This window comes from Streptomyces parvulus (assembly GCF_014648855.1).
Classification (GTDB): domain Bacteria; phylum Actinomycetota; class Actinomycetes; order Streptomycetales; family Streptomycetaceae; genus Streptomyces; species Streptomyces parvulus.
Genome location: NZ_BMRX01000009.1, coordinates 292,424 through 310,595, shown reverse-complemented (window position 1 = coordinate 310,595; position 18,172 = coordinate 292,424). Strand labels below are relative to the sequence as shown.

Annotated in this window: 18 protein-coding genes and 2 pseudogenes; 9 read left to right on the top strand and 11 right to left on the bottom strand. The window is 71.1% G+C overall.

The features are described from left to right. Positions 1-5 precede the first annotated feature (5 nt). Positions 6-599, top strand: a complete 594-nt coding sequence (locus IE108_RS19700; RefSeq protein ID WP_079163846.1) for a hypothetical protein — start codon at positions 6-8, stop codon at positions 597-599. A gap of 13 nt (positions 600-612) precedes the next feature. Here the strand turns inward: IE108_RS19700 and IE108_RS19695 are convergent, their stop codons facing one another. From IE108_RS19695 to IE108_RS19670, 6 genes are all read right to left on the bottom strand, one after another. Further along, on the bottom strand, positions 613-945 hold the full coding sequence (locus IE108_RS19695) for a hypothetical protein (RefSeq protein WP_064729245.1): 333 nt from the start codon (positions 943-945) through the stop codon (positions 613-615). A 25-nt stretch (positions 946-970) separates the two neighbouring features. Beyond that, positions 971-1,492 (bottom strand): hypothetical protein, encoded by a 522-nt coding sequence (locus IE108_RS19690; protein ID WP_229852165.1) that lies wholly within the window; start codon positions 1,490-1,492, stop codon positions 971-973. Positions 1,493-1,592: 100 nt separating this feature from the next. Beyond that, positions 1,593-1,994: a hypothetical protein gene (locus tag IE108_RS19685; RefSeq protein WP_064729247.1), complete on the bottom strand. Its 402-nt coding sequence runs from the start codon at positions 1,992-1,994 to the stop codon at positions 1,593-1,595. 23 nt (positions 1,995-2,017) lie between these two features. Next, entirely contained in the window at positions 2,018-3,610 is a 1,593-nt protein-coding gene (locus IE108_RS19680) for a DUF8616 domain-containing protein (RefSeq protein ID WP_064729248.1), read from the bottom strand. A 76-nt stretch (positions 3,611-3,686) separates the two neighbouring features. Beyond that, the gene (locus IE108_RS19675) at positions 3,687-3,878 is read right to left on the bottom strand and encodes a DUF397 domain-containing protein (RefSeq protein WP_064729249.1); all 192 of its coding nucleotides are present in this window, start codon (positions 3,876-3,878) and stop codon (positions 3,687-3,689) included. A gap of 10 nt (positions 3,879-3,888) precedes the next feature. Beyond that, on the bottom strand, positions 3,889-4,740 hold the full coding sequence (locus IE108_RS19670; protein ID WP_064729250.1) for a helix-turn-helix domain-containing protein: 852 nt from the start codon (positions 4,738-4,740) through the stop codon (positions 3,889-3,891). A 212-nt stretch (positions 4,741-4,952) separates the two neighbouring features. Between IE108_RS19670 and IE108_RS19665 the strand changes: the two genes are divergently transcribed. Continuing rightward, positions 4,953-5,378 carry an ATP-binding protein gene (locus IE108_RS19665; RefSeq protein WP_064729251.1) on the top strand — a complete coding sequence of 142 codons (426 nt, stop codon included), beginning with the start codon at positions 4,953-4,955 and terminating at the stop codon, positions 5,376-5,378. Positions 5,379-5,411: 33 nt separating this feature from the next. Further along, positions 5,412-6,205, top strand: a pseudogene (locus tag IE108_RS19660) (hypothetical protein). 83 nt (positions 6,206-6,288) lie between these two features. On the opposite strand, the gene IE108_RS19655 reads toward IE108_RS19660, so the two are convergent. Both IE108_RS19655 and IE108_RS19650 read right to left on the bottom strand, forming a co-directional pair. Beyond that, complete coding sequence (locus IE108_RS19655; RefSeq protein WP_107420245.1) at positions 6,289-7,311, bottom strand: hypothetical protein; 1,023 nt, start codon at positions 7,309-7,311, stop codon at positions 6,289-6,291. 23 nt (positions 7,312-7,334) lie between these two features. After that, the gene (locus tag IE108_RS19650) at positions 7,335-7,967 is read right to left on the bottom strand and encodes a hypothetical protein (RefSeq protein ID WP_064729253.1); all 633 of its coding nucleotides are present in this window, start codon (positions 7,965-7,967) and stop codon (positions 7,335-7,337) included. Between the two features lie 300 nt (positions 7,968-8,267). Here IE108_RS19650 and IE108_RS19645 point away from each other — a divergent pair, with 300 nt between their 5' ends. The 5 genes and pseudogenes from IE108_RS19645 to IE108_RS19625 all read left to right on the top strand — a co-directional run bounded on the left by IE108_RS19645 (position 8,268) and on the right by IE108_RS19625 (position 15,056). After that, positions 8,268-11,279 carry a BTAD domain-containing putative transcriptional regulator gene (locus tag IE108_RS19645; protein ID WP_229852164.1) on the top strand — a complete coding sequence of 1,004 codons (3,012 nt, stop codon included), beginning with the start codon at positions 8,268-8,270 and terminating at the stop codon, positions 11,277-11,279. A gap of 506 nt (positions 11,280-11,785) precedes the next feature. Further along, positions 11,786-12,442: pseudogene (locus IE108_RS35250) on the top strand (prepilin peptidase); the annotation flags it as partial. Positions 12,443-12,520: 78 nt separating this feature from the next. Next, positions 12,521-13,720, top strand: coding sequence for a cyclic dehypoxanthinyl futalosine synthase (gene mqnC / locus IE108_RS19635; RefSeq protein ID WP_064729255.1), 1,200 nt, complete (start codon positions 12,521-12,523; stop codon positions 13,718-13,720). A 7-nt stretch (positions 13,721-13,727) separates the two neighbouring features. Continuing rightward, positions 13,728-14,330, top strand: a complete 603-nt coding sequence (locus tag IE108_RS19630) for an imidazolonepropionase-like domain-containing protein (RefSeq protein WP_064729256.1) — start codon at positions 13,728-13,730, stop codon at positions 14,328-14,330. Between the two features lie 30 nt (positions 14,331-14,360). Beyond that, complete coding sequence (locus IE108_RS19625) at positions 14,361-15,056, top strand: demethylmenaquinone methyltransferase (protein ID WP_064729257.1); 696 nt, start codon at positions 14,361-14,363, stop codon at positions 15,054-15,056. A 20-nt stretch (positions 15,057-15,076) separates the two neighbouring features. Here IE108_RS19625 and IE108_RS19620 read toward each other — a convergent pair whose 3' ends face one another. Together IE108_RS19620 and IE108_RS19615 are read right to left on the bottom strand one after the other, a co-directional pair. Continuing rightward, positions 15,077-15,457: a PASTA domain-containing protein gene (locus tag IE108_RS19620; protein ID WP_064731913.1), complete on the bottom strand. Its 381-nt coding sequence runs from the start codon at positions 15,455-15,457 to the stop codon at positions 15,077-15,079. 93 nt (positions 15,458-15,550) lie between these two features. After that, positions 15,551-16,066 (bottom strand): GNAT family N-acetyltransferase, encoded by a 516-nt coding sequence (locus tag IE108_RS19615; protein WP_064729258.1) that lies wholly within the window; start codon positions 16,064-16,066, stop codon positions 15,551-15,553. A 97-nt stretch (positions 16,067-16,163) separates the two neighbouring features. Between IE108_RS19615 and IE108_RS19610 the strand changes: the two genes are divergently transcribed. After that, positions 16,164-17,456 (top strand): geranylgeranyl reductase family protein, encoded by a 1,293-nt coding sequence (locus IE108_RS19610; RefSeq protein WP_064729259.1) that lies wholly within the window; start codon positions 16,164-16,166, stop codon positions 17,454-17,456. Here the strand turns inward: IE108_RS19610 and def are convergent, their stop codons facing one another. Continuing rightward, a complete protein-coding gene (gene def, locus IE108_RS19605; protein ID WP_064731914.1) occupies positions 17,457-18,095 on the bottom strand; it encodes a peptide deformylase in 639 nt (212 codons plus the stop codon). Positions 18,096-18,172 lie beyond the last annotated feature (77 nt).

The following is an 18,172-nucleotide window of genomic DNA, read 5'->3' as shown; positions in this document are numbered from 1 at the left end:
CCGCCGTGACCACCGACGACCTCTCGAACCTGGGCCTGGAGTGCTCGGAGGACTGGGTGCCGTTCCCTGTCGCCGGGACGCTGGAGCTCGACTACTGGGCGAAGCACCAAGCGGCCGACCTCGCCGAACGGTACGAGCGCGACGGGGAGAAGGGCAGCACCCGGCTTCTGGCCCGCGACCTGAGGCGTGCCGCGGCGGACAGCCGTACGCGTGAGCCGCTTGGCGCGTTCGGCTGGTACATCAGCGGCCATCACACCGTCGCGGCCGTTCTCGAACTCGACGCGATCCATCCGGACGGCACCTTCCCCGAGGTCACCCTCGGGTTGCTCACGGAGCACATGTCGGCGCGCGACTTCGGCGAGCCGGACGTCCGCGAACTCCGACTGCCGCTCGGCGACGCGGTCCGCATCCGGCAGAACCTGATCGAGGAGAAGAAGCGCCTCCTCGGCCCGCGTCCCGTGGTCCGCACGCTCTTCTACGGCGTCCGCCCGCCGACGACGGACGCCGCCGTCACTCTGCTCGCCTCCTGGACGGAACCGGTGCTGGACGAACCGCTGGAGGCCGTCGTGGACGCCATCGCCCACACCCTCCACCTGTGAGGCCAGGGACGCCCTACTTGCTGCCGCCCTTCCCGCCCCGCTTGTCCTCCGTCTTCACGGCCTTGTTGACCTGCTTGGTCAGCTCGTCGTCGAGCTTCTTGAACTCGCGGACCACGGCGTCCGACATGTCGCCGAGCGCGTCGAGCTGCTGGGTGATGTCCTCGCGGCCGTCCTCCCAGTTGGACTCGAAGTCGCCGAGGGCGTCGTTGACGCTGCCGTCGCCGATGTCGTCCTTGTACGACTCGAAGAGCTTCTTCGTGTGGTTCAGTCGGGTCTTGAGTGACCGCAACTGGCGCCCGTAGTCCTCCAGCTCGGTCAGCGGGATCGCGAGGTCGCTCTTGGCCATGCGCGAAGTCCTCTCTGCGGTCGGGTCAGACGAACCGGAACGTGCCGGTCACGGCGTCGAAGACGTCGTGGAACGCCTCCGCGAGATCCAGCACCGGGCTGGCCCCGGAGACGAGCACGACCTGGTCGGTGGTTCCCGGCACCGGGATGTACGTCTGGGTCAGCACCATACGCAGGGTACGGCTGTCGCCCTGCGCGACGGGCACGTCCTCCACACCGTAGGTCCGGGCGGCCGGCCCGACATCCGGAATGTCGACGGTCGTCACCTTCCGCCAGGCATCGCCCTCGCGGCGGGGGGTGATGGTCCGCAGGCTTTCGGCGATGGCGCGGGGGTCGGTGGAGAGGGCCACACCCTGCTGGTTCTTCGCACCGAGGATGGACACGGTGACGGTCGCGGAGAGCGGGACGCCGTCGAAGTTCTCGGCCATGCAGCCCAGGTAGACCGCGCCCGAATCGTGCGCGTCCTTGGCCATCTTGCGAAGCATGGCCGTCATGTCGTCGCGATACGGTGCGATCTCAGGGTTCGCGCGGATCCGCTCCTCGACCAAGGAGCGGATGGTGGAGCCCCGGCCTTCGGGCCGAATGTCGAACTCCCACCACGACTCGGGTACCGAGAGTGAAAGGCCCGCCGTGTACGCCGGTTGCCTGCTACTTCCGTCGGTAGTCAATTCCTGTCACCTCTTCCAGGACGGCGAACAGGGCTTCGTCATCGAGCTGCGGTACGACGTACGCGCGTGCCCTGATCGTCTTGAGGAAATCCTCCGGCAGGGCCACGTGGTACGTGTCCACGTAGTGAGGAAGATCGAGGCGCCATACCCAGGTGCCGTCGGTCTTCAGGGATGCACCGCCTGCGATGGGAAATCCGTCAGTGGACAGAACGTCCAGTTCTGCGCCCATCTCACTGAAGATATCCGCACCGCTGACCAGGTATTGGACGATGGCTTCCTCATCCGCCTCGCCGGTCGCGCGAACCAGGTCATGAATCGATTGCTCCCTCTCGATTCCCCAACTGGAGGCCTGCTCTCGGAAGAAGCCGACAGTTCTGATCATTGTCTTTCCTTGCTCTTGGGAAGTCACAGAAGGGGCAGGAAGGTTCGCCAGTTTCCGTTGTCCATGATGGCGGGCTTGAACGGACCGTCACCGATGGGTGGCACGCCCACGGCGTTCGTGGGAGCTTTCACGGTGGTTCCGAGGATGTTCGCCATCTCCTGGGCAGGCGCAATTCCAGTGGGGGGTATTGCGCCACTGTGACAAGATAGCAAACGTACGGGTCCTCCCTCGTAGCCGGGCGAACGACGAATCGCGTCAGCTACTTGGTGCGGGTTGACGGTTTCACCCGCTGCCCGGTATCCGGAAAGATTGTCGGCGCCGGCGAGGAAGGTGCCGTCGCGAAGTCCGTGGATCACGGCGTCACGGTGCCCTGGCAGGCGTTCTGCTACCTGGAAGTTCCGAAGTGTTGAGCTGTCGTACCCAATGGCAAGTATGTCGTCGCCATGGTAAATGGGCATTCCTGAAGCCAGTGCATCGTCGCCCAGATGCTTGGGTGGAGCAGGGATTTTCGACCCGGTTCGCTCCGGGTGCCCCTTCCCCATGGTGCGGAAAAAGAGATTCTTGAGCCCGGAGCCACCGCTCCTTACCCCGGCCGCCAAATTCTTTAGGCCGCCGCCGATCCCGCCCATGAATCCGGCGCCGAGTGCCTTGAGACCGCCCGCCTTCCAGAGCTTGCCGAGCTTGGCGAGGCTGGTGAAGCCCTTCGTGGCAGGTATGCAGTCCAGGGCCGCCCATAGGAGATCACCCCAACCGGCCTCGCCCTTGATGACTTTTCGTATCGTGTCCGCCATCACGACGAGCGCCGCCGCGAAGACCAGCCACCCCAGCGGGCCGCCGACGATCATCACGATGATGCCGACGATCGTGACGACCCACTTGCATATGGTGACGATCTCGTCCCAGTTGTCGGTGACCCAGTCGCCGATCTCCTCCCACCAGTGCCGGTTCGGAATTCCGGCGTCGGAGGCTTCCTGGAGTTTGGTCACGGTCCGCCGGGCGGCCTCCTCGCGCAGGCCCTTGGCCTGGCCGGCGAGCTTCTTGGCCGCGTCCAGCGCGGTCTGCGCGCTCTCGACGTTCCGCTCCGCCGCCGCTTGGCGGGCCTTCGCGTGCTGGGCGTCGCGGGTCGCGCGGCGGACGTCGGCCTCGTCGGGCTTGGGGACGTCCTTGCCGCCGTTCTTGGCGGGGTCGTACGAGTCAGTTTTCTCCGTCGCCCTGCGGACCCAGTCGTCGGCGCCGGTCAGCGCGGTCTGGGCGGTGGTCAGTTCCTCACGTGCCTTGCGGCCGTCGCGCAGCGCCTTGTCGGCCTTGTCCTGGGCGTCCTGGAGGTCGGGCCAGAACGTCGTCAGCGCGTCGCCCGCCAGGTTGTACGACTTCTTCAGCTTGCGCAGCTTCTTCGGCGCGTCCCCGAACTCCTCCGCAAACACGGCCGCGGTCTTGCCCGCCCAGGAGAGGATCTCCTCCTCCTTGGCGATGCCCTTGAGATCACGCAGTACGTCGCCCACGTCGTCGGCGAAGCCGTGCAGGGTGCCGGCGAGTTTGCGTATGCGTTGCGGGTCGCCCGGCGTCGGGTCGCTCTCCAGGTCGAGTACGTGCCAGTCCGTGGGCCTGTGCGACACCGTGTTCTCCCCCGTACACGTGCGATGCGTTGCGTTCAGAACGCGCGTATGAACTTAGCGCACGTGTTCCCGGGGCTCAGGTGGCCGGCGTCTTGAGGCTCCGCACGAGTGCGGTGAAGGAGGCGAGCGGGACGGTCAGGGTGCCGTGGGTGGGGTTCTTGGAGTCGCGTATCGCCACGCGGCTGCGCAGTGGGGCGATCTCCACGCAGGTGTTGCCGTCGCCGCCCTCGGAGTACGAGGACTTCCGCCAGTTGATGGGTCCGGTCACGTGCGGTGCCTCACAGTTCCCTCGCCAGCTTGTGGATGAAGTCCCGTGTTCGGATGGGGTCGAGTGCCGCTTCACCCACTTTACGAAAGAGCGTTCGGAAGCGCTCAAGTTGGGATTGGGCGTCGAGGAACGCCGTGCCGCTGGGGGAGTCGCGAAGGACGGTGTCCAGGATGGGGAGTGGACCGCCCACATGCATCATGGCCGCGCCGGCACCCGCGAAGTGGTCGGTGTCGAAGGGGACCACGCGCACGGTGATGTGCTCGTTCTCCGACTCGTCCAGGACCCTTCGGAGCTGGGCGCGGGACACCGCGCGGTCGCCCACGCGGATGCGCAGTGCGGCCTCGTGGACGATGGTCTCGTAGGGAACGGGCGGGTCGCGGTCGATCACGGCACGGCGTCTCATGCGGTGTTCGACTCGGGGCGTCAGCTCGCTGTTTGGCAGCTCCGGAACCATGTATCCGAAGACGGCGCGGGCGTAATCCGGGGTCTGTAGGAGGCCGGGTACGTGCGTGATCACGACCTCGTGCAGGAAGGTCGCGTGGTGTTCCAGCTCGGCGACGTCCAGGAAGACCGGGGGCAGGACACCTCGGAAGTCGTCCCACCAGCCGGTGGAGCGGCCGGTGGCCATCGTCACCAGAGCCTCGACGAGGGCATCGTCCGCGCAGGCGTAGTGAGCGGCCAGTCGGCGCACGCGCTCTTCGCTCGCGCCGGCGAATCCGGCCTCGACCTGGCTCATCTGTGCTGAGGTCGAGCTGAGCAGCCCCGCCACTTCGCGAGCCTTGAGGCCGGCTGCCTCCCGCAGCCTGCGCAACTCGGTGCCCAGACGTACCTGACGCGCCGTCGGTCGGTTCCTTGGCGCCACGTGCCCTCCGGACCTCAACTCACCCATTGCTGTACCGCTTACGGGGTCAGATTAGGGCAATGGCTTGCACGGGGAAAAATTTTTGCCCTACCTTCAGTGATGTGACGCACACGCTGTGCTGTCCACGGTTGGAAGTGCACCGCGCCGTCCTGGTGGTGACGGCTGCGGCGATGCCACCGGTCAATGTCCCTCTTGTGAAACGGAGTTCAGCCATGCCCGAAACCGATCCCGTCGACCCGGCCACCCCCTGGGAGTACACCCTGTACATCCCGAACGACCTACGTGCCGTCACCGTCTGCCGCCGCACCCTCCGCCTGATCCTCACCATGCACGGCCTCATCCGCCTCGTGGACACCGCCGAACTGCTCGCCACCGAGCTGGTCTCCAACGCCGTACGGCACACCACGGGCCCCGCCGCGCTGCGTGTGCGATGGGTGGCCGGCGTGCTGCGGATCGGGGCGTGGGACGCCGATCCGGGACCGCCCGAGCCGCCGACGGCCTTCGAGGCGCTCGCGGACGCGGAGGAGGGGCGCGGGCTCGCGCTCGTGCGGGCGTGCGCCGACCTGTGGGGGTGGCAGCCGCTGGCCAGGGACGGAAACCGGGGCAAGTACGTGTGGTGTGACCTCGTCGCGGCGTAGCGCGTTGATCGCGTAGTACAGGAAGGAGAGCCGATGGTCAGCTCGTCGCACGAGGCGTTGCACTGGGTCTTCCAGAAGGATCCGGCACTGCTCACGCGGGCGTTCCAGAACGTCCTGCGTGTTCCGTTCCCCGAACCGCGTGACTTCGCGGTGCTGAACACCGACGTCACGGAGATCGAGCCCGTCGAACGGCGGGTGACACACTGCTGTGAGCCCGTGCTCGTCGTGATCACGCAGAGCAGCGCGACCGCGCGCTGGGCGGCGCGGCCCATCCGGCGCGGGCTGCCCGGCTGGGATTCGCTGACGGTGCGGCCGTTGGTGATCGGTCCGGGCAACGTGCCGGCGATCGCGAGTAGCTGGAGGCCGAGAGGGACGTTCCGCTCGCCGTGCTGTCGGCCATGACGCACGGGCGGGGCCCACGGGCCGCCGCCATACTGGAACCGTTGGCTTTCGCCCTGCGGACCGTCGACGGCGAGAGCGCGGCGGTGTTCGGACAGCTCATCGAATCGTGCCTGGGCGATCCCCGGGCCAAGGACCTCTGGAGGGACCTGATGTCGGAGATCCGCTACTTCTTCAACAACCCGGTGGCCGAGAAGGTCCGTGAGGAAGGACGGGTTGAGGGTCGTGTGACGGGCCGCGAGGAGGGGCGGGCCGAGGATCGTTCCGAGATCACGCTGGAGATTCTGGAGTGGCGGGGCATCCCCGTGCCCGGCGCCGTGCGGGAGCGTGTGCTCACATGCACGGACCTGAACCAGCTCAAGGTCTGGTCCCAGCGGGCCGTGCACGTCACTCGCGCGGAGGATCTGTTCAGCGAAGGGCGGGCCTGATGCCCAGCTCGACCGCTATGACCTCGACCAGCTCGAAGTCCTGGCGCGGCGTGCGCTGACGGTCGAGCGGGCCGAGGACGTCTTCAGCGGTTGATGGACTGGATCTCCTGGACGTCCATGTCCTGTGTCGTCTCGAAGGTGCCGTCGGGGAGGTCGCCCGCCGCTCCGCCCGTGCCCTGCCAGGAGATGTCCCAGGTGATCGACGCCTTCAGCTGGTACGGCTGCCCGTCCGAGGCGCGCAGGTAGCGGATGCCGCAGGGCGGGGTCTCGTCGGACTTGCCCTTCGCGTACGGCGTGCCGATGGAGCCGTCGGCGTTGATCTCGCAGTCGCCGGACGCGGGGAAGGTCTCGGCGTCCTCCGTGCCGGGGTCCAGGTGCAGGGCGACCGGCTTGGCGGTCGTTTCCGCCCACAGGCCGGTGTTGGGCAGTTCGGCGCGGACCTTGACGTCCTTGAAGGTGCCCTTGTCCAGCCAGACCCAGGTGGGCAGGTTGACGGTGGACTTGGCAGCCGGCTTCGCCTCGATCTTGGTGGCGGGGACCTCGACCTTGTCGTAGGCGTACTCCGCGAGGGTCCGCGGTGTCGGGGCGTTCGGCACGTCGGGGATCTGGCCGGCGTCCTGCCAGAACATCAGCCGGTTGCACAGGGACGTGTCGTCGAGAGCCGACAGGCTCGGGGCGACGCCGCGCCAGAAGTAGCCCTTCTCGCCGAGGTTGTAGTCCTTGTAGCCCTTCGCGGTCGACGGCGTGCCGAAGTAGTTGGGCGCGTCCTTGCCGTCCTTGAAGTGGTCGGTCCACAGCTTGGAGCCGTACCAGCCCTGGCGGATGCTGACGTCGCCGCCGCCGTCGTTCTCCGCGAAGTCCTTCAACTGCTCGGGAGTGAACACCGGCTCGTACCAGCACGGCGGGGGCTCCCAGTTGACATCGGTCGCGTTCAGGCTTCCCCGCTGGCCGCCAGTGGGGCCGCTCACCTGCGTGACCTTGATGCTGGTGTGCTGGGCCGAAGCCGTCAGCTCCTTGCCCTCGGCCTCGCCCCTCGTGTCGGAGCCGCCGAAGGCGTGAGCAGGTGCAGTGCAGCAGAGTGCCGTGGCCACGGATGAGGCGAGCACGGGCAGCGCCTTGTGTCGAGCCCTCACTTCGCGCACTTCCCCCGCTCCGAGCGGACGGACGAGTTCTGCCACACGCCCTCGCTGCTCTTTCGCAGCGTGACCAGGTAGTAGACCTCGGGGTCCATCTCCGGGGCGTTGCCTTCGACCTGGCCGGTCTTCCGGTGCTTGGTGCGTGCCTCGCTCTCGTCGGTGCAGTAGCCAAGAGAGGCCGTGGTGCCGTCCTTGAGCAGGGTTACCTTGGGATAGAAGACCGGCAGCTTGCCGATGACCGTTACGTTCTTGTCCGTGTACGACTTGATCCACTTCTTGCTCTGCGCACGGCCGGAGTCGGTGTCGTAGAACGAGACGGCTTCACTGTCCGGGTCATTGGCGATGATCGCTGCGTATCCCGCCCGTAGTTCTTCCTTGGCGTCGTTGAGTACGGCCTGCTCCCGAGCGTCTCCGCTCGTCCAGTCCTCGAAGGTCAACTCGAAGCTACTCGGCAGCTTGACCACCGGACGGTCAACGCCGGGCGGCGTAGAGGAAGACGCCGACGCCGACGCCGAAGGGCTCCCGCCCCCCGCCCCCTTGATGTCCTCCGGCGAGGACTCGTCGCCCCCGCCGCAGGCGGTCAGGAGCAGGGTCGCCGTCGCGGTGAAGGCGGCGGCGGTGGTCATGGTGACGGCTCTGCGGGCCACGGTGTTCCCCCTGGGTAAGCGTTGCGACAGGGAACGAAGCTATCAGTGGGCCGTGCGGGGGGCCTGACCGGTTTCGGGGGGTTGTGTGGGGGATGTGAAGAGGCGGGCGACGAAAGGGGGTAAAGGGCGTGGAGCGGGCGGAAGTTGTTCCTCCCTCTTCCACCGGGCCTTCGACGCTGTCGGCGGCAGTCCATAAGATCTCTGTAGGCTCAGCACACCCCTCATACCCAACGCCCCGGCGGGCTTCGCCGCCCACGGCCTCGACCCAGGACTCCGCCCATGCCGCGACGCCGCACCTCAAGCTCCTCCAGCAGCTCGACGGCTCCCTCGGCCGGCCCGGCGGCGCCGAGGAACCGCACGCCCCAGCCCGTGCGCGTGCGGCGGCGTTCGTTCGGGGACTTCGTCAAGGCGTTCCTCGCGTTCGCGGTGCTGCTCGTGCTGGTCGCCGGCGTGCCGCTCGCGCTGGCCGTGACGGTCGGCTGGCCGCTGCCCGACGGAGCGCCCGGACTGGACTGGCTCCAGCGCGAGATCACCGTGCAGACCTTCCTGCACATCCTCACCGTCATCGTCTGGCTCGCCTGGGCCCAGTTCACCGCCTGCGTGCTCGTCGAGGTCAAGGCCGCCCTGTCCGGCGTAGGGGTGCCGGGGCGGGTGCCGGGATCCGGACCCAGTCAGCTGCTGGCCCGGCAGCTCGTCGCCGCCCTGCTGCTCGTCGGCGCCACCGCCGCGAGCCTCACCCCGGGCCTGTCCCAGCTCGGCCAGAGCCTGGAGGGCAACCAGAAGCCGGCCGTCGCCGCCGCCCAGCAGACGCCGGGACTCTTCGCCCAGCAGCAGGAGCAGGCCGCCTCCACCGCGAGCGCCCTCGCCGAGCAGGCCGGACAGGCGGGCCAGGCCGCCGCCCGTGCCGACGGGGGAGCGACGGCCGCGAGCGGCGACACGAAGTACTACCGGATCCAGCCCCCCGAGGGGCGCCACCACGACTCCCTCTGGGAGGTCGCCGAACGGCACCTCGGTGACGGACGCCGGTACAAGGAGATCTTCGAGCTGAACAAGGACCGCGTGCAGCCCGACGGGTCCAAGCTGTCCGAGGCGTCCCTCATCCGGCCCGGCTGGATCATGGAGATGCCCGGCGACGCCCGCGGCGGCGAGCTGGTCGAGATGCCCGACGAGGCGCCGAACGTCTCGGAACAGGTGCAGCAGCAAATCAGCGACTACGCGCGGACGGGCGGCGACCACGCCCAAGGCGGTGGCGGAGCCCAGGGAGGCGGGGACGCCCACGTCTCCCTGCCCGAGCAGCGGCCCGCCCCCGGTCCCGCGACGCCGGTCACCCCCGCGACCCCGGCACCCGGCCCCGCCGCCGGCGGACAGCACGCCACCCCCGCCGCCGAGGAGTCCGGGCGTTCCTTCGGGCTCCCCGAGGCCCTGCTCGCCGCCCCGCTGCTCGCCGCCGGTCTGCTCGGCGCCCTCGGCCGCCGGCGCCGGCAGGCGCTGTGGCACTCGGCGCTCGGTGCCGTCGGCGGCCGGCGCGGCATGGAGCCGCCCACCCCGACCGGCGACGCCCAGGACGTACAGGACGCGCTGCTGGTCGGCGCCGACCCCGACGGCGTACGCCTGCTTGACCGTTCGCTGCGCGGGCTGGCCGCATCCCTCGCCGCCGAGTCCCGACCCCTGCCGGTCGTCTACGCGGCCTGGATGGGCGGCAACGGCGACCTCCACCTGCAGCTCGCCCAGCCCGCCGGGAAGCCGCCGACGCCCTGGCAGGTCGGGCAGGACCAGACCTTCTGGATGCTGGCCCGCGCCGACGCCGAGCGGTACGAGGACGCCGAGACCGCGGCCCCCTACCCCGGCCTCGTCAGCCTCGGCACCATGGACGACTCCCGGCTGCTGCTCAACCTGGAGGCCGTGCCCGGCCTCGTATCGCTGAGCGGCGCGGAGCAGGACCGGGCCGCCGTGTTCGCGTCGGTCGCCGCCGAGCTGGCCACCAACGGCTGGTCGGACCGCATGACCATCACGCTGGTCGGCTTCGGCGACGACCTCACGCCGCTCGCGCCCAACCGCATACGGCACCTCGACGGCTTCGAGGACCTCTTCGAGACCATGTCCGCCGAGACCCGCCAGCGGCGCGGCGCGCTCGGCGCCGCCGGGCACGACTCCGTGCTCACCGGCCGCACCGGGCCCGCCCAGCACACGCGTTGGGCGCCGCACCTCGTCCTGCTCGCCGCACAGCCGTCCGACGAGGACGCCCTGCGCCTCGCCGAACTCGCCGCCGACGCGGGCCGCCTGGGCATCGGCTACCTCGTCGGCACCGGCGGGACCGATCTGCCGGGCGCCGCCTGGGAGATGGAGATCACCGGGGACGGGAAGCTGCTCGCCCCGCTCCTCGGGCTCGAGCTGGAGGCGCAGCTGCTGCCGGTCGCGCAGCAGCGGGCCGTGGTCGAGCTGTTCAGTGACGCCGACCCCGAGCGCGGCCCCGGCGGACCGGCCAACACCCCGCCGTTCCTCGTCGACATCAGCGAGCAGGGGCGGCCCGCGGTGTACGCGCGGCTGGTCGGGTCGTACGAGATCATCGGCCTGGACGCGCCCGACGGCGAGCGCAGCGCGCAGCTGCACGAGGCGCTGGCGCTGCTCCTGCTGCACCGCGAGGGTGTCCACCCGCGCGTGCTGGCCTCCGCGCTGTGGCCGCGGGGCGTGACCGAGGACGTGCGCGACGCGCTCCTGGAGCGGCTGCGGGCCTGGCTGGGCAGCGACCCGGACGGCACGCCGCGGCTCGGCACCGACGCCACCGGCCGGCTCACGCTCGCCAAGTCCGTCGTCTCCGACCTCGACGTCCTGCGCTCCCTCTACTACGAGGCCACCCAGGGCCGCGGCGTCGACAGCCGCCAGGTGCGCGGCCGGCTGCTCACCGACGCGCTGGTGCTGGTGCGCGGGCCGCTGCTCGCCGACCGGCCCGAGGGCCGCTACCGCTGGCTCACCCACGAGATCATCGACGCCCAGCTGCCGCTGCTGGTCGCGGACACCGGGCTCGCGCTCTCCGAGTTCCACCTGGAGCGCGACCGCGCGGAGAAGGCCATCGAGGCGCTGAACGCCGCGCTGCGCACGGCCCCGGCCGACGAGCGCCTGTGGCACGAGCTGCTGCGCGCCACGCACGCCACCGACGACGCCGACCGGCTGCGCGCCCTCGCCGCCGACCTCATCGGCCGCAGCGGGGCGCGCGGGCTGCCGCCGCGCACCGAGGCGCTGCTCGACGAACTGCTGCCGACCTGGCGCGACGGCGTCGCGGCAGCGGGCTGACCCGGCCGGCCGACATGGTCCGGACGGACATCGGCGTGGACCTCGGCCTCCTGGTCGTGCTCGTCGCCGCGCTCTGGGGCGCGGCGACGGGCGCGCTGCTGCCGCGCGCCGCCTACCGGTTCTCCGCCCCGTCGGGGGAGGCATGGCGCGAGCGGTGCCCCCAGGGGCATCCGGTGCGCGGCTGGCTGGGACGGGCCCGGTGCGGGCAGTGCGCGGCGGGCGAGCCGTCCTCCGGCCCCCGTGCGGCAGGGGATCCGGCCTCCGGCGTCCGTCCGGCGGGCGACCCGTCTTCCGGCCCCCGTCCGGCGGGCGAGTCGTCCTCCGGCCCCCCTGCGGCAGGGGATCCGGCCTCCCGCTCCCGTCCGGCAGGGGATCCGGCCTCCCGCCCCCGTCCGGCAGGGGATCCGGCCTCCGGCCCCCGTCCGGCGGGCGACCCGTCTTCCGGCCCCCGTCCGGCGGGCGAGTCGTCCTCCGGCCCCCCTGCGGCAGGGGATCCGGCCTCCCGCTCCCGTCCGGCAGGGGATCCGGCATCCGGCCCCCGTCCGGCGGGCGACCCGTCTTCCGGCCCCCGTCCGACAGGCGACCCGTCCTCCGGCCCCCGTCCGGCCGGCCAGGCGGTCTACGGCCCCCGCGCCACCCCCCTCGCCCTCGTCACCGCCCTCGTCTGCGCCGCTCTCGCCGCCGCCACCGGCGTCCGCCCGGAGCTGGCCGTCTGGCTGCTGCTCGCGCCCGCGGGTGTCCTGCTCGCGGCCGTCGACCTGAAGGTGCGGCGGCTGCCCGACCCCCTAACCCTGCCGCTCGCCGGCGCCGCGCTCGCCCTGCTGGGCCTCGCCGCCCTCCTGCCCGAGCACGCGGGGGAGTGGACGACCGCCCTGCTCGGCGCCCTCGCCCTCGGCGCCGGCTACCTCCTGCTGTTCCTCATCAACCCGGCCGGCATGGGCTTCGGCGACGTGAAGCTGGCCCTCACGGCCGGTGCCGTCCTCGGCTGGTACGGCTGGCCCACCCTGATGCTGGGCACCTTCGCCGGGTTCCTGCTCGGCGCGTTCTACGGCGGCGCCCTCCTCGTCGCCCGCCGCGCGAGCCGCAAGACGGCCATCCCGTTCGGGCCGTTCCTGATCGCGGGCGCCTTCCTCGGCGTACTGGCCGGTGCGTACGCGGCCTGACCACGGACCCCCGAACCCCCTGGCGTACGCTGGGCAGGTCCGTCCACAACCCTTACGAACCTTGCGAAAGGGACGCCGGTGACCGAGAAGGCCGACCTTCAGCCCATCCTCGACCGCGCCGCCGCCGGTGGGCGGATCACCCCGGAAGAGGCGCTCGACCTCTACCGCGACGCCCCGCTGCACGCGCTGGGCGCCGCCGCCGACGCCGTACGCAGGCGCCGGTACGCGGGTACGGAGCACATCGCGACGTACATCATCGAGCGCAACATCAACTACACGAACGTGTGCGTCACGGCGTGCAAGTTCTGCGCCTTCTACGCGGCTCCCAAGGACACCAAGAAGGGCTGGAGCCGCGACCTCGACGACATCCTGCGCCGCTGCGCGGAGACCGTCGAGCTGGGCGGCACGCAGATCATGTTCCAGGGCGGCCACCACCCGGACTACGGCGTGGAGTACTACGAGAAGCACTTCGCGGCCATCAAGGCGGAGTTCCCGCAGCTCGTCATCCACAGCCTGGGGGCGAGCGAGGTCGAGCACATGGCGCGGATCTCGAAGGTCTCCGTGGAGGAGGCGATCCAGCGCATCCACACCGCCGGGCTGGACTCCTTCGCCGGTGCCGGCGCCGAGCTGCTCCCCGCGCGCCCGCGCAAGGCCATCGCGCCGCTCAAGGAGTCCGGCGAGCGCTGGCTGGAGATCATGGAGATCGCACACGGCCTCGGCGTGGAGTCGACGTCCACGATGCTGATGGGCACCGGCGAGACCAACGCCGAGCGCATCGAGCACCTGCGCATGATCCGGGACGTGCAGGACCGCACCGGCGGCTTCCGCGCCTTCATCCCGTACACCTACCAGCCGGAGAACAACCACCTGAAGGGCCGCACCCAGGCGACGCTCTTCGAGTACCTGCGGATGATCGCCATCGCCCGGCTGTTCATGGACAACGTCGCCCACATCCAGGGCTCCTGGCTGACCACCGGCAAGGAGGTCGGCCAGCTCTCCCTGCACTACGGCGCCGACGACCTCGGGTCGATCATGCTGGAGGAGAACGTGGTGTCGTCGGCCGGCGCCAAGCACCGCTCCAACCGGCTGGAGATCATCGACCTGATCCGCAAGGCGGGCCGCGTCCCGGCGCAGCGCGCCACGACCTACGAGCACCTGGTCGTGCACGACGACCCGGCGAACGACCCGGTCGACGAGCGCGTCGTCTCACACATCTCGTCCACGGCGATCGAGGGCGGCACCGCCCACCCCGAACTGAAGCTGCTCGCGCCCAACTGAGGTCACCGTGCCCACGACGATCCACGTCGCCGAGGCCTCGCCCGAGGCGGCGGTCCTGGTCGACGGCGCGCATCTCGCCGCCGTCGGCCCCTACGAGGAACTGGCCGCCGCCCACCCGGGCGCGCGGCTGCGACGATGGCCCGGCATCCTGACGCCCGGCCTGCTCAACCCGTACGGCCCCGAACTCCTGGAGCAGGCCTACCACCCCGACCCGCGCGAGGCGGACCGGCTCGGCACCGAGCCGCTGTTCGGTGAGCGAGCGCGGGCCCTGCTCGACAGCTCCCCCTCCGCCCGGGGCGCCAGCGCGCGCCGCGGCGTGCAGCGCATGCTGGCGCACGGCACGGTCGCGGTCGCCGGCGAACTGCGCGGGCGCGGGGCCCTGGACGCCGTGCGCCGGGCGGGACTCGCCCTGGCCGGGCGCCCGGCGACGCTGCCCGGCCCCGCCGCGTTCTCGCCCGTGCCCCTGGTGCTGCTGCCGGCCCTCGCCGCCGGGAAGCCAGCGCGGTTCGCGGTGTTCGACGTGCCCGACCGGGCGGCGCTGGTGCGGGAGGGCGCCTCGGCGTGCGTGGCCACCGTCGTGGGCGGCCGTTTGGTGCACCGGCGCGCGTAGCCGCCGGGGGCCGCCTGCCACAATGGCCGGGTGACCCGAGCCAGCCTGAACAAGCAGCCGCACGAAGTCGCCTCGATGTTCGACCACGTCGCGCGGCGGTACGACCTGACGAACGCCGTGCTCTCGCTCGGCCAGGACCGGGCGTGGCGCAGGGAGGTGGCCGGCGCCGTCGACGCCCGGCCCGCGCAGAAGGTCCTGGACCTCGCGGCCGGCACGGCGACCTCCTCGCTGCCCTTCGCGCGCTCCGGCGCCTACGTCGTCCCCTGCGACTTCTCCCTCGGCATGCTCCAGGTCGGCAAGGAGCGGCACTCGTGGCTGCCGTTCACCGCGGGCGACGCGACGCGGCTGCCGTTCGCCGACGACGTCTTCGACGCGGTCACCATCTCCTTCGGGCTGCGCAACGTGCAGGACACGGACGCGGCGCTGCGCGAGATGTACCGGGTGACGCGGCCCGGCGGCCGCGTGGTCATCTGCGAGTTCTCGCACCCGACCTGGACGCCGTTCCGGACCGTCTACACCGAGTACCTGATGCGCGCCCTGCCGCCGGTGGCCCGCGCGGTGTCGTCCAACCCGGACGCGTACGTCTACCTCGCCGAGTCGATCCGCGCCTGGCCCGACCAGCCGTCGCTCGCCCGGCGGCTGGGCGAGGCGGGCTGGTCGAAGGTGGCGTGGCGGAACCTGACGGGCGGCGTGGTGGCGCTGCACCGGGGCTTCAAGGAGAGCTGAGACCGCACGGCACCGGGGCTTCAGAAGGAGCTGAGGACCGCACAGCGGGGCGACCCGCCGGGCGCCGCCCCGAGCGGCTCCACCCCGGGCTCGGCCGGCTCCGCCAGCTCCCGGCGGAGCCCGCCGGCCGGCGGCCACGGCACCCGCGGTTCGCGGATGCCTCCGCCGCCCTCGCCCTCCCCGAAGTCGAACCACACGTACACCGTCGAGTCCCGCGGCACCCGGGCACCGGGCTGCGGAAACTGGCGTACGACGTGGTCGACGACGGCGAGGCGCACATCGGGCCGGTCGGACGCGTACAGAGACAGGCCCCGCGCGCGTGCCGTCTCCCGCGCGTCCACGGCCATCAGGCCGACCAGGCGCGGTACGTGGACTTCGGGTTCCTCGGGTACCAGGCGCACGGACGTCACCCCCAGCGGTACCCGGCAGCGTAGTCCCGCCCGGCACCGCCCGGAAGCGTCAAGTGGCTTTCTGTGACAGTCGACTACACCGCGTCACCCTTGGTGGAGGTTCAGGCGGTAGCAGTGGCCCCGCCTCTCGGAGCCGGGGATGGTGAAGACCTCGGCGAGCCGCATGCCCAGCCGCTCCGTCACCGCGATGGAGCGCGCGTTGCGGGCGTTGACCATCGCGACCACCTCCGCCACACCCGCGCCCCGCACCCGCTCCAGCGTCTGCCGGGCCGCCTCCGTGACGTACCCCTTGCCCCAGTGCGCCCGTCCGAGCCGCCAGCCGATCTCGATCTCGCCCTTGGGCCCCCAGTCGCCCGGCCACGGCTGGGCGCCGGTGAAGCCGATGACCCGCCCGGACCCGTCCACCATGGTCCACAGGCAGAAACCCCGCTCGGCGTCGTGCCGGCGCTGGCGGGCGGTCAGCTCCTCGTAGACGGACAACTCCGCGGCACGGCCGCCGTGGAACTCCATGACGTCCGGGTCGGCGAAGATCCGGTGCCAGGCCACGGCGTCCTCGTCGGTGGGGACGCGCAGCCGTACGACGGGCGCAGCTCGGTTCACAGGGCAGCCCTTCAGCCGGGTGATCGGTGACGCTGAATAGACTGCCCATGTCCAGTGCCGGTCGGCACGCAGATTTCGAACTTGGGGAGATCCCGCCGTGACCGTCGAGACCGAGCCGCTCTCCGAGAACACCGCCGATGTCATCGTCGTGGGCGCCGGGCCGGCCGGCTCCACGACCGCCTACCACCTGGCCAAGTCGGGACTGGACGTCCTGCTGCTGGAGAAGACCGCGTTCCCCAGGGAGAAGGTCTGCGGCGACGGCCTGACCCCGCGCGCGGTCAAACAGCTCGTCGCCATGGGCATCGACATCTCCGAGGAGGCGGGCTGGCTGCGGAACAAGGGCCTGCGCATCATCGGCGGCGGCTCCCGGCTCCAGCTGGACTGGCCGGATCTCGCCTCCTTCCCGGACTACGGGCTCGTCCGCAAGCGCGACGACTTCGACGAGCAGCTCGCCCGGCAGGCCCAGAAGGCCGGCGCCCGCCTGTACGAGCGCTGCAACGTCGGCGCCCCCGTCGTCGACGAGCGCACCGGTCGCATCACGGGCGTGCACGCCAAGCTGGGTGAGGACAAGCGCGAGGTCACCTTCCACGCGCCGCTAGTCGTGGCCGCCGACGGGAACTCCACCCGGCTGTCGCTCGCGATGGGCCTGCATCGCCGCGAGGACCGGCCGATGGGCGTCGCGGTCCGCACGTACTTCACCTCGCCGCGCCACGACGACGACTACCTGGAGTCCTGGCTGGAGCTGTGGGACCGCCGCGGCCCCCAGGACCGCCTGCTGCCGGGCTACGGCTGGATCTTCGGCATGGGCGACGGCACCTCCAACGTCGGCCTCGGCGTGCTGAACACCTCCGCCTCCTTCAAGGACCTGGACTGGCGCGAGATCCTCAAGGCCTGGTGCGCGTCCATGCCCGAGGACTGGGGCTACACCCCGGACAACATGACCGGCCCGATCCGCGGCGCCGCCCTGCCCATGGCCTTCAACCGCCAGCCCCATTACACCAAGGGCCTGCTCCTGGTCGGCGACGCCGGCGGCCTGGTGAACCCCTTCAACGGCGAGGGCATCGCCTACGCCATGGAGTCCGGCCAGATCGCCGCCGACGTCATCGTCCAGGCGCACGCGCGGGCCACGCCGGCCCAGCGGGAGACCGCCCTCCAGCGCTACCCGCGCGTCCTCAAGGACACCTACGGCGGCTACTACACGCTGGGCCGCGCCTTCGTGAAGCTCATCGGCAACCCGAAGGTGATGCAGATCGCGGCCCAGCGCGGCCTCACCCACCCCGTCCTGATGAAGTTCACCCTCAAGATGCTCGCCAACCTGACGGACCCGACGGGCGGCGACGCGATGGACCGCATCATCAACGGACTGAGCAAGGTCGCGCCGAAGGCCTGATCAGCCCTCGCGCCCCTCGTCGAGGGCGCGGGCGTTGACGTCCCGGCGCGCGAGAACCTCCGCGCGCCGGTCCGCCGACCGCCGCAACGCGGCCTTCCGCTCACGCGTGGAAAGCCGGTCCAGATAGACCCGCCCGTTCACGTGGTCGGTCTCGTGGGCCAGGCAGCGGGCGAAGTAGCCGGTGCCCTCCACGCGCAGCGGCTCGCCGTCCCGGTCCCGGCCGTGCACGACGGCCCGGTCGGGCCGCGGTACGGCCACGACGGCGCCCGGCACCGACAGGCAGCCCTCGCCCTCCTCCAGCAGCCGGCGCGCGGCCGGGGCGAGGGGTTCCAGGACCGGGTTCACGATGTGTCCGACATGCCGGACACCGTCGTCGTCCGGGCAGTCGTAGACGAACAGCCGCAGGCCGACCCCGACCTGATTGGCCGCCAGTCCGGCCCCCTCGGCGACGTACATCGTGCGGAACATGTCGTCGATGAGCGCGGCCAGGTCGGGACCGAACTCCGTGACGTCCCGGCAGGGCTTGTGCAGCACCTCCTCGCCGACCTCGGTGACGCGCCGCACCGACCCGCGCCCGGCCTCGGGCGCGAGCGGCGGATACGCGGCGACGGGCCGCCCCTGTACGAACACACTGGGCATGACGTTCTCCTCCGGCTCGCGAACGGGCCGGCGGTGCGCCGGCCCGCGCCCGAGCATGCCAGGGGGCGGTGTCGGCC